The sequence below is a fragment of the Pseudomonas sp. 1D4 genome (assembly GCF_001728925.1).
GTDB lineage: Bacteria > Pseudomonadota > Gammaproteobacteria > Pseudomonadales > Pseudomonadaceae > Metapseudomonas > Metapseudomonas otitidis.
Genome location: NZ_LXJQ01000079.1, coordinates 1 through 15,381, shown reverse-complemented (window position 1 = coordinate 15,381; position 15,381 = coordinate 1). Strand labels below are relative to the sequence as shown.

11 protein-coding genes and 1 tRNA gene are annotated in these 15,381 nt (G+C 59.7%); all 12 read right to left on the bottom strand.

Features of this window, described 5'->3' with window-relative positions; all coding sequences use genetic code 11:
• Positions 1-39 precede the first annotated feature (39 nt).
• Positions 40-2,175, bottom strand: a complete 2,136-nt coding sequence (gene fusA, locus A7D27_RS25700) for an elongation factor G (protein WP_069563577.1) — start codon at positions 2,173-2,175, stop codon at positions 40-42.
• A gap of 30 nt (positions 2,176-2,205) precedes the next feature.
• Positions 2,206-2,676 (bottom strand): 30S ribosomal protein S7, encoded by a 471-nt coding sequence (gene rpsG, locus A7D27_RS25695; protein ID WP_044410935.1) that lies wholly within the window; start codon positions 2,674-2,676, stop codon positions 2,206-2,208.
• Between the two features lie 109 nt (positions 2,677-2,785).
• Entirely contained in the window at positions 2,786-3,157 is a 372-nt protein-coding gene (rpsL, locus tag A7D27_RS25690; RefSeq protein ID WP_044410932.1) for a 30S ribosomal protein S12, read from the bottom strand.
• Between the two features lie 158 nt (positions 3,158-3,315).
• Positions 3,316-7,521 (bottom strand): DNA-directed RNA polymerase subunit beta', encoded by a 4,206-nt coding sequence (gene rpoC, locus A7D27_RS25685; protein WP_044410930.1) that lies wholly within the window; start codon positions 7,519-7,521, stop codon positions 3,316-3,318.
• Between the two features lie 67 nt (positions 7,522-7,588).
• Entirely contained in the window at positions 7,589-11,662 is a 4,074-nt protein-coding gene (rpoB, locus tag A7D27_RS25680) for a DNA-directed RNA polymerase subunit beta (RefSeq protein WP_069566533.1), read from the bottom strand.
• 221 nt (positions 11,663-11,883) lie between these two features.
• Entirely contained in the window at positions 11,884-12,252 is a 369-nt protein-coding gene (gene rplL / locus A7D27_RS25675; protein ID WP_069563578.1) for a 50S ribosomal protein L7/L12, read from the bottom strand.
• An 81-nt stretch (positions 12,253-12,333) separates the two neighbouring features.
• The gene (gene rplJ, locus A7D27_RS25670) at positions 12,334-12,834 is read right to left on the bottom strand and encodes a 50S ribosomal protein L10 (protein WP_044410923.1); all 501 of its coding nucleotides are present in this window, start codon (positions 12,832-12,834) and stop codon (positions 12,334-12,336) included.
• A 213-nt stretch (positions 12,835-13,047) separates the two neighbouring features.
• Positions 13,048-13,743 (bottom strand): 50S ribosomal protein L1, encoded by a 696-nt coding sequence (rplA, locus tag A7D27_RS25665; protein WP_069563579.1) that lies wholly within the window; start codon positions 13,741-13,743, stop codon positions 13,048-13,050.
• Positions 13,744-14,175 (bottom strand): 50S ribosomal protein L11, encoded by a 432-nt coding sequence (gene rplK / locus A7D27_RS25660; protein WP_044410918.1) that lies wholly within the window; start codon positions 14,173-14,175, stop codon positions 13,744-13,746.
• Positions 14,176-14,291: 116 nt separating this feature from the next.
• Positions 14,292-14,825: a transcription termination/antitermination protein NusG gene (gene nusG / locus A7D27_RS25655; protein WP_069563580.1), complete on the bottom strand. Its 534-nt coding sequence runs from the start codon at positions 14,823-14,825 to the stop codon at positions 14,292-14,294.
• A gap of 10 nt (positions 14,826-14,835) precedes the next feature.
• Positions 14,836-15,204 carry a preprotein translocase subunit SecE gene (secE, locus tag A7D27_RS25650; RefSeq protein WP_044410913.1) on the bottom strand — a complete coding sequence of 123 codons (369 nt, stop codon included), beginning with the start codon at positions 15,202-15,204 and terminating at the stop codon, positions 14,836-14,838.
• Between the two features lie 48 nt (positions 15,205-15,252).
• Positions 15,253-15,328 (bottom strand) — tRNA-Trp (locus A7D27_RS25645).
• Positions 15,329-15,381 lie beyond the last annotated feature (53 nt).

Genomic DNA, 15,381 nt, shown 5'->3' with positions numbered 1-15,381 from the left:
CTTAGCCACGACAGTAAACCTCTTACTTAAAGGGCGGGATTAGCCTTGTTTTTTAACCAGCGCTTCGACGATGTTCGACGGAGCTTCGGCGTACTTGGAGAATTCCATGGAGTAGCTGGCACGACCCTGAGACATGGAGCGAACGTCGGTCGCATAACCGAACATCTCACCCAGCGGAACCTCGGCACGGATAACCTTACCGGAAACCGAGTCTTCCATACCCAGAATCAGACCGCGACGACGGTTCAGGTCACCCATCACGTCACCCATGTAGTCCTCAGGGGTTACCACTTCGACCTTCATAATCGGCTCAAGCACCTTACCACCGCCCTTCTGGGCCAGCTGCTTGGTCGCCATGGAGGCCGCGATCTTGAACGCCATTTCGTTGGAGTCGACGTCGTGGTACGAACCATCGAATACGGTGGCCTTCAGGCCGATGAGCGGATAACCGGCAACAACGCCGTTCTTCATCTGCTCTTCGATACCCTTCTGGATCGCGGGGATGTATTCCTTCGGAACCACACCACCGACGACTTCGTTGGTGAATACCAGACCTTCAGTGATGTTGCCTTTTTCGTCCACGTCAGCCGACGAGAAGCGAATCCAGCAGTGACCGAACTGACCACGACCACCGGACTGACGAACGAACTTGCCTTCGATCTCGACGTTGTCCTTGGAGATGGTCTCACGGTAGGCAACCTGCGGCTTACCGATATTGGCCTCAACACCGAACTCACGCTTCATGCGGTCGACGATGATGTCCAGGTGCAACTCACCCATACCACCAATGATGGTCTGGCCGGACTCTTCGTCAGTCTTGACGCGGAACGACGGATCTTCCTGAGCCAGCTTGCCCAGAGCGATACCCATCTTCTCCTGGTCAGCCTTGGTCTTCGGCTCGACAGCCACATGGATCACGGGCTCCGGGAAGTCCATGCGCTCAAGGACGATCGGCTTGTCCGGATCGCACAGAGTGTCACCAGTGGTGACATCCTTCATGCCGATCAGGGCCGCGATGTCGCCCGCACGCACTTCCTTGATCTCGTCACGCTGGTTGGCGTGCATCTGCACCATACGACCAACGCGCTCTTTCTTGCTCTTCACGGAGTTGATGACCGACTGACCAGACTCCAGAACGCCCGAGTAGACGCGCACGAAAGTGAGGGTACCAACGAACGGGTCGGTAGCGATCTTGAACGCCAATGCGGAGAACGGCGCATTGTCGTCGGCATGACGCTCGTCTTTCGGAGCCTCGTCGCCAAGATCGATATGGTCCGGATGGATACCCTGGATGGCCGGGATCTCGGTCGGAGCGGGCAGGAAGTCGATGACGGCATCGAGAACCAGGGGCACGCCCTTGTTCTTGAATGAAGAACCGCAGACAGCCGGAACGATCTCGCAGGCGATGGTGCGCTGACGCAGACCAGCCTTGATCTCCTCGATGGAAAGATCACCTTCCTCGAGGTACTTGTTCATCAGCTCTTCGTTGGCCTCGGCAGCCGCCTCAACCATGTTGGAGCGCCACTCATTGGCCAGGTCGACCAGCTCCGCAGGAATCTCTTCCTCGCGGTAGGAGGTGCCTTTGTCGTCTTCGCTCCAGTAGATGGCCTTCATCTTCAGCAGGTCGACCTGCCCTTGGAAGTCATCTTCCGCACCGATAGCCAGCTGGACCGGAACCGGGGTATGACCCAGACGGTTCTTGATCTGACCGACGACGCGCAGGAAGTTGGCGCCAGCGCGGTCCATCTTGTTCACGTAAACGATACGCGGAACACCGTACTTGTTGGCCTGACGCCATACGGTTTCGGACTGCGGCTCAACGCCGGAGGTGCCGCAGAACACCACGACAGCGCCGTCAAGCACACGCAGGGAGCGCTCAACTTCAATAGTGAAGTCGACGTGACCGGGGGTATCGATGACGTTTACACGGTACTTGTCGTACTGGCCGCGCGAACCTTCCCAGAAGGTGGTGATCGCAGCGGACGTAATGGTGATGCCGCGCTCTTGCTCCTGCACCATCCAGTCGGTGGTAGCAGCGCCGTCGTGCACCTCACCCATCTTGTGGCTGAGACCGGTGTAGAACAGGATCCGCTCGGTAGTGGTGGTCTTGCCCGCGTCAACGTGGGCGCAGATACCGATGTTCCGGTAGCGGTTAATTGGTGTGGTACGAGCCATAAAGCCCTCGCAAAAGTGTTGATGCCGTGATTAGAAGCGGTAGTGCGAGAACGCTTTGTTGGCCTCAGCCATGCGGTGTACGTCTTCACGCTTCTTGACGGCTGCGCCTTTGCCTTCGAAGGCATCCAGCAGCTCACCAGCGAGACGCAGGGCCATGGACTTCTCGCCACGCTTGCGCGCAGAGTCCACCAGCCAGCGCATTGCCAGCGCATTGCGACGAGACGGGCGAACCTCGACCGGCACCTGGTAGGTAGCACCGCCTACACGGCGGGACTTAACTTCGACCAGCGGAGCGATGGCGTCGAGAGCTTTCTCGAAGATCTCCAGGGGATCGGTGTTCTTGCGTGCTTTGACAGTATCCAGGGCACCATAAACGATGCGCTCGGCTACGGCCTTCTTGCCGCTTTCCATCACGTGGTTCATGAACTTGGCGAGGATCTGACTTCCGTATTTCGGATCGTCCAGGATCTCACGCTTGGCTGCTACACGACGTCTTGGCATTGATAAGCCCTCAAACGGTCTTCAGGTTAGCCCGGCACGATAACCACTCGGTTACGGCCGACCTTACTCTTATCGACTCAGTAAAAAGAATTCAGGTTGAAGCGCCGGATTACTTCGGACGCTTGGTACCGTACTTGGAGCGACCCTGCTTACGGTCTTTGACACCGGTGGTGTCCAGAGAGCCGCGAACAGTGTGATAGCGAACACCCGGGAGGTCTTTTACACGACCGCCACGGATCAGCACCACGCTGTGCTCCTGCAGGTTGTGACCTTCACCGCCGATGTAGGAGGTGACTTCAAAACCGTTGGTCAGGCGAACACGGCAAACCTTACGGAGTGCGGAGTTCGGTTTCTTCGGCGTGGTGGTGTACACGCGGGTGCACACGCCACGACGCTGCGGGCAGTTCTGCAGCGCAGGAACGTCGGACTTGTCGACGATACGCTTGCGCGGCTGACGTACCAGCTGGTTGATAGTTGCCATCTATAAGCTCCACTGTTGTCTTTCGACGCTATTGCCCTAAAGCAAAATGGCAGAGCTCAGCGCCCTGCCAAATTTAGGGGTGCATGAGTCTAAAGAGACTCTATCCCCCAGTCAAGACAAGGCCCTGGGCAACACAAGATCGCCCAGGGCCCGCCTGATTAGTTGCCGCTGGAGTTCAGCGCTTCGGTCAGCGCTGCTTCCACCTCGCTCGCGCTTACGCGGACCGGCTTGCCGGCTTCGCGTTGACGCTTGCGCTCGCTGTGGTAGGCCAGGCCGGTACCGGCCGGGATCAAACGACCCACCACGACGTTTTCCTTCAGGCCACGCAGGTAGTCGCGCTTGCCGGTGACCGCCGCCTCGGTGAGGACGCGGGTGGTCTCCTGGAAGGATGCCGCGGAGATGAACGACTCGGTGGACAGCGAAGCCTTGGTGATACCCAGCAGGACGCGCTCGTACTTGGCGATGAAGCGATCTTCACCAGCCAGACGCTCGTTCTCCTCCAGCACCTGGGTCAGCTCCATCTGGTCGCCCTTGATAAAGCTGGAATCCCCGGACTCGGCGATCTCTACCTTACGCAGCATCTGACGCAGGATGGTCTCGATGTGCTTGTCGTTGATCTTCACGCCTTGCAAGCGGTACACGTCCTGGATTTCATTGACGATGTACTTGGCCAGCGCACTGACGCCCAGCAGGCGCAGGATGTCGTGCGGGTTGCTCGGACCGTCGGAGATCACCTCGCCACGGTTCACCTGTTCGCCTTCGAACACGTTCAGGTGACGCCATTTCGGAATCAGCTCCTCGTAAGGATCGCTACCGTCGTTCGGCGTGATGACCAGACGGCGCTTGCCCTTGGTCTCCTTGCCGAAGGAGATGGTGCCGCTGATTTCCGCCAGGATCGAAGGCTCTTTCGGACGACGAGCTTCGAACAGGTCGGCAACGCGCGGCAGACCACCGGTGATGTCACGGGTCTTCGAGGTTTCCTGCGGGATACGGGCGATAACATCACCCACGCCCACTTGAGCACCGTCGGCCACGCCAACCAGGGCGTTCGCCGGCAGGAAGTACTGGGCCGGTACGTCGGTACCCGGCAGCAGCAGCTCTTTGCCATTGGCGTCGACGAGCTTCACAGCCGGACGAATGTCCTTGCCGGCCGCCGGACGATCCTTCGGATCCAGAACCTCGATGTTGGTCAGGCCGGTGAGCTCGTCGGTCTGACGCTTGATGGTGATGCCTTCCTCCATGCCGACGAAGGTCACGGTACCCTTCATCTCGGTCACGATCGGGTGGGTGTGCGGGTCCCACTTGGCAACGATGGCGCCCGGGTCGACCTTGTCACCCTCCTTCACGGAGATCACGGCACCGTAAGGCAGCTTGTAGCGCTCGCGCTCGCGACCGAACTCGTCAGCCACTGCCAGCTCGCCGGAACGGGAAACTGCCACCAGCGCGCCATCGACACGCTCGACGTGCTTCAGGTTATGCAGACGGATGGTACCGCCATTCTTGACCTGGACGTTGTCGGCTGCCGAGGTACGGCTGGCCGCACCACCGATGTGGAACGTACGCATGGTCAGCTGGGTACCCGGCTCACCGATGGACTGGGCGGCGATGACGCCGACCGCTTCACCGATGTTCACCTGGTGACCACGTGCCAGATCACGACCGTAGCACTTGGCGCAGATGCCATAGCGAGTTTCACAGGTGATCGGCGAACGGACTACAACCTCGTCGATGCTCGCACGCTCGATGAACTCAACCCACTGCTCATCGATCAGGGTACCGGCCGGGACGATGACTTCGCCGTCGTCGCTGCCAGGCTTGAACACGTCCTTGGCGATGACACGACCCAGGACGCGCTCGCCCAGGGGCTCGACGACATCGCCGCCTTCGATGTGCGGAGTCATCAGCAGGCCATGCTCGGTGCCGCAATCGATCTCGGTCACGACCAGGTCCTGGGCCACGTCGACAAGACGACGGGTCAGGTAACCGGAGTTCGCGGTCTTCAGTGCGGTATCCGCCAGACCTTTACGAGCACCGTGAGTGGAGATGAAGTACTGGAGTACGTTCAGGCCCTCACGGAAGTTCGCGGTGATCGGGGTCTCGATGATGGAGCCGTCCGGCTTGGCCATCAGGCCGCGCATACCGGCGAGCTGACGGATCTGGGCCGCGGAGCCCCGCGCACCGGAGTCCGCCATCATGTACATGGAGTTGAAGGACTCCTGATCGACTTCCTTGCCCTCGCGATCGACCACCTTCTCTTTCGAGAGGTTGGCCATCATCGCCTTGGACACTTCGTCGTTCGCCTTGGACCAGAGGTCGATCACCTTGTTGTACTTCTCGCCCTGGGTAACCAGGCCGGAGGCGTACTGGGACTCGATCTCCTTCACTTCCTCGGTGGCAGCATCGATGATGCGCGCCTTCTCATCGGGAATGACGAAGTCGTTCACACCGATTGAAACGCCGGAAATGGTGGAGTAGGCGAAACCGGTGTACATCAGCTGGTCGGCGAAGATGACGGTATCCTTCAGACCCACCACGCGGTAGCACTGGTTGATCAGCTTGGAGATCGCCTTCTTCTTCATCGGCTGGTTGACCACGTCGAACGACAGGCCTGCCGGAACCACCTGGAACAGCAGAGCACGGCCGACGGTGGTGTCGACGATGCGGGTGTTCTTGGTGATACCGCCGTCCTTGTCCTTCACGGTCTCGTTGATGCGGACTTTCACACGGGCGTGCAGGGACGCCTCGCCAGCGCGGAACACGCGGTCGACTTCCTGCAGGTCAGCGAAGACGCGACCCTCACCCTTGGCGTTCACCGCCTCCCGGGTCATGTAGTACAGACCGAGAACCACGTCCTGGGACGGAACGATGATCGGCTCGCCGTTGGCAGGCGACAGGATGTTGTTGGTGGACATCATCAGCGCGCGCGCTTCCAGCTGGGCCTCGAGGGTCAGCGGGACGTGCACGGCCATCTGGTCACCGTCGAAGTCGGCGTTGTACGCGGCGCAGACCAGCGGGTGCAGCTGGATGGCCTTGCCTTCGATCAGCACCGGCTCGAACGCCTGGATACCCAGACGGTGGAGGGTCGGTGCTCGGTTCAACAGCACGGGGTGTTCACGGATGACTTCGGCGAGTACGTCCCAGACCTCGGGCAGCTCGCGCTCGACCATCTTCTTGGCCGCCTTGATGGTGGTGGCCATGCCGCGAGCTTCGAGCTTGCCGAAGATGAACGGCTTGAACAGCTCGAGGGCCATCTTCTTGGGCAGACCGCACTGGTGCAGACGCAGGGTCGGGCCCACGGTGATCACGGAACGACCGGAGTAGTCCACGCGCTTACCGAGCAGGTTCTGACGGAAGCGACCTTGCTTGCCCTTGATCATGTCAGCCAGGGACTTCAGCGGGCGCTTGTTCGAGCCAGTGATGGCACGGCCGCGACGGCCGTTGTCCAGCAGGGCGTCGACAGCTTCCTGCAGCATGCGCTTTTCGTTGCGCACGATGATGTCCGGAGCGGCCAAGTCGAGCAGGCGCTTCAGGCGGTTGTTACGGTTGATGACCCGGCGATACAGATCGTTCAGGTCGGAGGTCGCGAAGCGACCGCCATCCAGCGGAACCAGCGGACGCAGGTCCGGCGGCAGCACCGGCAGGACGGTCAGCACCATCCACTCGGGGTGGTTGCCGGAGTCCTTGAAGGCTTCCATCAGCTTCAGGCGCTTGGACAGCTTCTTGATCTTGGTTTCCGAGTTGGTCTGCGGAATCTCTTCGCGCAGGCGGCCGATCTCGTGCTCCAGATCGATGGCGTTCAGCAGCTCGCGGACAGCCTCGGCACCCATGCGGGCATCGAAGTCGTCACCGAACTCTTCGAGGGCTTCGAAGTATTGCTCGTCGTTCAGCAGCTGACCTTTCTCAAGGGTGGTCATGCCCGGATCGATCACTACGTAGCTCTCGAAATAGAGCACGCGCTCGATGTCACGCAGGGTCATGTCCAGCAGCAGGCCGATACGGGACGGCAGGGACTTCAGGAACCAGATGTGGGCAACAGGGGAAGCCAGCTCGATGTGGCCCATGCGCTCACGGCGCACCTTGGCCAAGGCGACTTCCACACCGCACTTCTCGCAGATCACACCGCGGTGCTTGAGGCGCTTGTACTTACCGCACAGGCACTCGTAGTCCTTCACCGGGCCGAAGATCTTGGCACAGAACAGGCCATCGCGCTCCGGCTTGAAGGTACGGTAGTTGATGGTCTCCGGCTTCTTCACTTCACCGAAGGACCAGGAACGGATCATCTCGGGCGAGGCCAGGCCAATACGGATGGCATCGAACTCTTCGATTTGACCCTGGTTTTTCAACAGATTCAGCAAGTCTTTCAAGGCCTTTCCTCCTCACGGACCCGCTACGACCGGCCTTGACCAGCCGTAGCGTTCTGGGCGTCGCGTGTTATTCGGTTTCCAGTTCGATGTCGATGCCGAGCGAGCGGATCTCTTTGATCAACACGTTGAAGGACTCGGGCATGCCAGCCTCCATGCGGTGATCGCCATCCACGATGTTTTTGTACATCTTGGTACGGCCGTTCACGTCGTCGGACTTCACGGTCAGCATTTCCTGCAGGGTGTAGGCGGCGCCGTAGGCTTCCAGCGCCCAGACCTCCATCTCCCCGAAACGCTGGCCACCGAACTGCGCCTTACCACCCAGCGGCTGCTGGGTAACCAGGCTGTAAGAGCCGGTGGAACGTGCGTGCATCTTGTCGTCGACCAGGTGGTTCAGCTTCAGCATGTACATATAGCCAACGGTGGTCGGACGCTCGAACATGTTGCCGGTACGACCGTCGAACAGGCGCATCTGGCCGCTCTCGGGCAGATCGGCGAGCTTCAGCATCGCCTTGATCTCGCGCTCCTTGGCACCGTCGAATACCGGGGTGGCCATCGGCACGCCGCCGCGCAGGTTCTTCGCCAGGTCGAGGATTTCCTGATCGCTCAGTTCATCCAGGCTCTCCTGACGCCCACCGATCTCGTTGTAGATCTCGTGCAGGAACTTGCGCAGCTCGGCGATCTTGCGCTGCTCTTCGAGCATGCGGTTGATCTTCTCGCCCAGGCCCTTGGCCGCAAGGCCCAGGTGGGTTTCGAGAATCTGGCCGACGTTCATACGCGACGGTACGCCCAGCGGGTTGAGGACGATGTCCACCGGGGTGCCATTGGCATCGTGAGGCATGTCTTCGACCGGCATGATCACGGAGACCACACCCTTGTTACCGTGGCGGCCCGCCATCTTGTCGCCCGGCTGGATGCGGCGCTTGATGGCGAGGTACACCTTGACGATCTTCAAGACGCCCGGCGCCAGGTCGTCACCTTGCTGAAGCTTGCGCTTCTTGTCTTCGAACTTGTCGTCCAGCAGTTGGCGACGGTCGGAGAGGTAGGCCTGGGCCTTCTCGAGCTGCTCGTTCAGAGCGTCGTCCGCCATGCGCAGCTTGAACCACTGGCCGCGCTCAAGACCGTCGAGGTACTCGTCGGTGATCTCGGTGCCTTTCTTGAGGCCGGCGCCACCTTCGGCAACCTGGCCGACCAGGGCGGAACGCAGGCGTTCGAAGGTTGCACCTTCGACGATACGGAACTCTTCGTTCAGATCCTTGCGGATCTCGTCGAGCTGCATCTTCTCGATGGACAGGGCACGGGAGTCGCGCTCCACGCCATCACGGGTGAAGACCTGGACGTCGATGACGGTGCCCTTGGTGCCGGTCGGCACACGCAGGGAGGTGTCCTTAACGTCGGATGCCTTCTCACCGAAGATCGCGCGCAGCAGCTTCTCTTCCGGAGTCAGCTGGGTCTCGCCTTTCGGGGTGACCTTGCCGACCAGGATGTCGCCAGCCTGTACTTCGGCGCCGACGTAGACGATGCCGGCTTCATCCAGCTTGTTCAGCGCAGCCTCACCCACGTTCGGGATGTCCGCGGTGATTTCTTCTGGGCCGAGCTTGGTGTCACGGGCGACGCAGGTCAGTTCCTGGATGTGGATCGTGGTGAAACGATCTTCCTGGACCACGCGCTCGGAGAGGCAGATGGAGTCTTCGAAGTTGAAGCCGTTCCAAGGCATGAACGCGACGCGCATATTCTGACCCAGGGCCAGCTCACCCATATCGGTGGACGGACCATCGGCCAGGATGTCGCTGCGCGAAACCTTGTCACCCTTCTGCACCAGCGGACGCTGGTTGATGCAGGTGTTCTGGTTGGAACGGGTGTACTTGGTCAGGTTGTAGATGTCGACACCGGCTTCGCCAGTCTCGACTTCGTTGTCGTTCACACGGACGACAATGCGGCTCGCATCGACAGAGTCGATCACGCCACCACGACGGGCCACGACGCAGACACCGGAGTCACGGGCGACGTTGCGCTCCATGCCGGTACCGACCAGCGGCTTGTCGGCGCGCAAGGTCGGTACGGCCTGACGCTGCATGTTCGAGCCCATGAGTGCGCGGTTGGCGTCGTCGTGCTCGAGGAACGGGATCAGCGAGGCAGCGACGGAAACGACCTGCTTCGGCGATACGTCCATGAGAGTGACGTCTTCCGGCGCCTTCACGGTGAACTCGTTCAGGTGACGCACAGCCACCAGTTCGTCGATCAGTTGGCCCTGCTCGTTGAGCGTGGCAGACGCCTGAGCGATGACGTGGTCGGCCTCTTCGATGGCGGAGAGGAAGACGATCTCATCGGTCACCTGGGTGCCTTTTACAACACGGTAGGGGCTCTCGAGGAAACCGTACTGGTTGGTGCGGGCGTAGGTGGCCAGGGAGTTGATCAGACCGATGTTCGGACCTTCAGGCGTCTCGATCGGGCACACACGGCCGTAGTGGGTCGGGTGTACGTCGCGGACTTCGAAGCCCGCGCGCTCACGAGTCAGACCACCTGGGCCGAGTGCGGAAACGCGGCGCTTGTGGGTGATCTCGGACAGCGGGTTGTTCTGGTCCATGAACTGGGAGAGCTGGCTGGAGCCGAAGAACTCCTTGATCGCGGCAGCCACGGGCTTGGCGTTGATCAGGTCCTGAGGCATCAGACCTTCGCTCTCCGCCATGGACAGGCGTTCCTTGACCGCGCGCTCGACGCGCACCAGGCCGACGCGGAACTGGTTTTCGGCCATTTCGCCAACGCAACGGACGCGACGGTTACCGAGGTGGTCGATGTCGTCGACGATGCCCTTGCCGTTACGGATGTCGACCAGAGTCTTGAGGACCTCGACGATGTCTTCGCGACTGAGGACACCAGGCCCCTCGATTTCGGTGCGGCCAATCCGGCGGTTGAACTTCATGCGGCCGACAGCAGACAGGTCGTAACGCTCGGCGCTGAAGAACAGGTTGTTGAACAGGGTCTCGGCAGCTTCCTTGGTCGGCGGCTCACCAGGACGCATCATGCGATAGATCTCCACCAGGGCTTCCAACTGGTTGCTGGTGGAGTCGATCTTCAGGGTGTCGGAGATGAACGGACCGCAGTCGATGTCGTTGGTGTACAGGGTCTCGATGCGGACGACCTGTGCCTTGGCGATCTTGACCAGCAGGTCGGTGGTCAGCTCGGTATTGCACTCGACGATGATCTCGCCGGTGGCCGGATGCACGATGGCCTTGGCGGTGGTGCGACCGAGGACGTAGTCCAGCGGAACTTCCAGCTCGCTGATGCCAGCCTTCTCCAGCTGGTTGATGTGGCGGGCGGTGATACGACGGCCCTGCTCCACGATCACCTTGCCGGACGGATCCTTGATGTCGAATACGGCAACTTCACCACGCAGGCGCTGGGGCACCAGCTCCAGGTGCAGGCCTTCGCCCTTCACATGGAAAACGTTGGTGGCATAGAAGGCGTTGAGCACTTCCTCGGTGCTGTAGCCCAGCGCACGCAGCAGGACGGAGGCCGGCAGCTTGCGGCGACGGTCGATACGAACGAACACGCAGTCCTTCGGATCGAACTCGAAGTCCAGCCAGGAACCACGGTAGGGAATGATGCGCGCGGAGTACAGCAGCTTGCCGGAGCTGTGGGTCTTGCCACGGTCATGGTCGAAGAACACGCCCGGGGAGCGGTGCAGCTGAGAGACGATCACGCGCTCGGTACCGTTGATGATGAAGGTACCGTTCTCGGTCATGAGCGGGATTTCGCCCATGTAGACTTCTTGTTCCTTGATGTCCTTGATGGCCTTGTTCGACGACTCCTTGTCGAAAATGATCAGACGCACCTTGACGCGCAGCGGAACGGCGAAAGTCACGCCGCGCAGCACGCATTCCTTGACGTCGAAGGCCGGCTCGCCAAGGCGATAGCCAACGTATTCCAGAGCGGCGTTGCCGGAATAGCTGATGATCGGGAATACAGACTTGAAGGCCGCGTGCAGGCCGATATCACGGATCCGCTCCTTGCTCGCGCCCGCCTGCAGGAATTCGCGGTACGAATCCAGCTGGATGGCCAGGAGGTAGGGTACATCCATGACGTCCGGCAACTTGCTAAAGTCTTTGCGGATACGTTTTTTCTCAGTGTATGAGTAAGCCATCAGCGTTCCCCAGCTTGGTCACCTGCTTATTTGGCTCCTCCGACGGGAGTAGCCAGAAAATCGTGCAAACCCCTTGGTTTGCGCCACCTTGGTCGGTGGGAGCCTCACATTCCGGGCAGCTGTCATGAGACGACCACCTAGAACGGAAAAAGGCCGGTGGCCTAAGCCACCAGCCATCAGCCTTTCGCTTACCGCTCAGGCTGTAGACGCAAGGTCGTCGCTTACTTGAGCTCGACTTTGGCGCCAGCTTCTTCCAGAGCCTTCTTGGCGGCTTCGGCTTCTTCTTTCGAAGCGCCTTCCTTGACAACGCCCGGGGCGCCGTCAACAACTGCCTTGGCTTCTTTCAGGCCCAGACCGGTCAGTTCGCGAACGACCTTGATCACGTTCACTTTCTTGTCGCCAGCTTCAGCCAGGACGATGGTGAACTCGGTCTGCTCTTCAACAACAGCAGCAGCGGCAGCCGGGCCAGCAGCAACAGCTGCAGCAGCGGTAACGCCGAACTTCTCTTCCATTGCCTTGATCAGTTCAACAACTTGCATCACGGACATTTCGGATACGGCGTTGATGATGTCTTCGTTGGTCAGAGCCATGACTCTAATTCCTGTATTGATGGATGGCCTCAGGCGGCCATCGAATTAATCGAATAAAGCGAAAGGAAGGGCGCGGCCTTATCAGGCTGCGGCGCTTTCCTTCTGGTCGCGGATTGCCGCCAGGGTACGAGCCAGCTTGCTGGTGGCGCCTTGAATAACGCTCATCAGCTGGGATACGGCCTCGTCGTAGGTCGGCAGGGTTGCCAGTACGTCGATCTGGTTGGCTGCGATCAGCTTGCCTTCAAACGCGGCGGCCTTGATCTCGAACTTGTCCTGACCCTTGGCGAACTCCTTGAAGATACGGGCGGCAGCGCCCGGATGCTCCTTGGAAAAAGCGATGAGGGTCGGGCCCTTGAACACGTCGCCGAGCACTTCAAAGGAAGTGCCTTCGACGGCGCGACGGGCAAGAGTGTTACGTACGACTTTGACGTAAACACCAGCCGCGCGGGCCTCTTTACGGAGTCCGGTCATGGCAGCCACGGTCACGCCACGGGCATCAGCCACGACAGCGGACAGGGCAGCTTGGGCAGCCTCGTTGACTTCAGCGACGATGGCCTTCTTGTCTTCGAGTTTAATTGCCACGGGTTCACTCCTGGATGTTACCGATTCGTCCAGCCAAGGCCGGACGGCGTTTTGGTGTCTGATTCGGTAAACGAATCGGGAGCACCATCTGCGTAGGCTCGGGGATCGCTCCCCGGTTTGAGGCATGGCCGCCTACGGTCTTGGATAGCCCCCGCCAGGCAGGGACCCCAATACCTGCGCAGCGGGCACAAAGGCCCACTGCGACTTTGTTCCTTAAGCTTCCAGGGAAGCTTGATCGATCTGCAGACCCGGGCCCATGGTGGTGCTCAGGGTCACGCGCTGCACATACACACCCTTGGAGGTGGACGGCTTGAGGCGCTTCAGGTCGGACAGCAGGGCTTCGACGTTCTGCTTCAGCTTGACCGGCTCGAAATCAACCTTGCCAACGGAGGCATGGATGATGCCGTTCTTGTCAGTACGGAAGCGTACCTGACCAGCCTTGGCGTTCTTGACAGCGGTAGCCACGTCGGGAGTAACAGTACCGACCTTCGGGTTCGGCATCAGGCCACGGGGACCAAGAACCTGACCCAGTTGACCAACAACGCGCATTGCATCGGGGGAGGCAATGACCACGTCATAGTTCAGGTCGCCAGCCTTCATTTCGGCAGCCAGTTCGTCCATGCCAACCTTGTCCGCGCCGGCAGCCAGAGCGGCTTCGACACCAGGCCCCTGAGTGAACACAGCAACGCGAACGCTCTTGCCAGTGCCATTCGGCAGAACAGTGGCGCCACGAACGACCTGGTCGGATTTGCGAGGATCAACGCCGAGATTGATGGCGATGTCCACGGACTCCTTGAACTTGATGGTGGACAGCTCAGCGAGAAGCTTGGCTGCATCTTCAAATGCATATTGCTTGCCGGCTTCAACCTTGGCGGCAATTGCCTTTTGGCGCTTGGTCAGCTTTGCCATTTACACGCCCTCCACGTTCAGGCCCATGCTACGAGCGGAACCGGCGATGGTACGCACGGCCGCATCCAGGTCAGCTGCAGTCAGATCCGCCTGCTTGGCTTTGGCAATATCTTCAAGCTGTGCACGGGTAACAGTGCCAACCTTCTGGCTGTTCGGACGGGAAGAGCCGCTGGTGATGCCAGCCGCTTTCTTCAGCAGCACGGAAGCCGGGGTGCTCTTGGTCTCGAACGTGAAGCTACGGTCGCTGTAGACAGTAATGATCACGGGAGTGGGCAGACCGGGCTCCATGCCCTGGGTCTTGGCGTTGAACGCCTTGCAGAACTCCATGATGTTCACGCCGTGCTGACCGAGAGCGGGACCAACCGGCGGAGAAGGGTTGGCCTGGCCAGCCTTCACTTGCAGCTTGATGTAAGCCTGAATTTTCTTAGCCATTTATGACTCCATTTGCGGGTTCAAGCGCCCCAAGGGCTCCCCGATTTCATTGCGTTTATCCCAGTGACGAAAAAACCCCGCAACCATTGGCTGCGGGGTATGGGATGCATCTACAGCTAGACCTTTTCGACCTGGCTGAACTCCAACTCAACAGGAGTGGAGCGACCGAAGATGAGCACAGCAACCTGAATGCGGCTCTTCTCGTAGTTAACCTCTTCAACCACACCATTGAAATCCGCAAACGGACCATCAATGACCCGAACAGTTTCGCCCGGCTCGAACAGGGTCTTAGGCTTCGGCTTGTCACCACTATCAGCAACACGGCGAAGAATCGCTTCAGCCTCACGCTCAGTGATGGGAGCAGGCTTGTCTGCAGTACCACCAATGAACCCCATGACGCGAGGAGTATCCTTGATCAGATGCCAGGTAGCTTCGCTCATTTCCATCTGTACGAGAACGTAACCAGGAAAGAACTTCCGCTCACTCTTGCGCTTCTGACCATTACGCATTTCGACCACTTCTTCGGTCGGCACGAGGATCTCACCAAACTGATCCTCCATACCCGCAAGCTTCACGCGCTCAACGAGAGAACGCATGACATGCTTCTCATAACCGGAATACGCGTGAACAACGTACCAACGCTTAGCCACGGGGCACCCTTTAACCAACAATCATCGAAACAAGCCAGCCCAGCAGGGAATCCAGACCCCACAAGAGCAGCGCCATGACAAGAACAACCGCAACCACGATCAGAGTGGTCTGGGTAGTTTCCTGACGCGTGGGCCAGACCACCTTGCGAATCTCAACGCGAGCTTCTTTGGCCAGCGAAAAAAACGCCTGCCCCTTGACGGTCTGCAGCGCAACGAACGCAGCAGCCCCTCCCAGAACCAGGAGAGCAAGGACGCGATAGATAATCGGCTGAGCAGCGAAGTAGTGATTACCCACCACACCCACAACAACCAAAAAAGCCACAACGATCCACTTCAGCGCATCGAAGCGAGTTTCTTTGGCTTCAAGCTTGGCATTCATCGGAAAGGACCTTGTGTGGAGATTGCCAGAACCCAGAACCGGGAAATCTGGCAGGCCAGGAGGGAATCGAACCCCCAACCTGCGGTTTTGGAGACCGCCGCTCTGCCAATTGAGCTACTGGCCTGTAACAAAATCAGGCCGACCATTATGCCGGCCTGAGAGAGCAAGATCAACCAG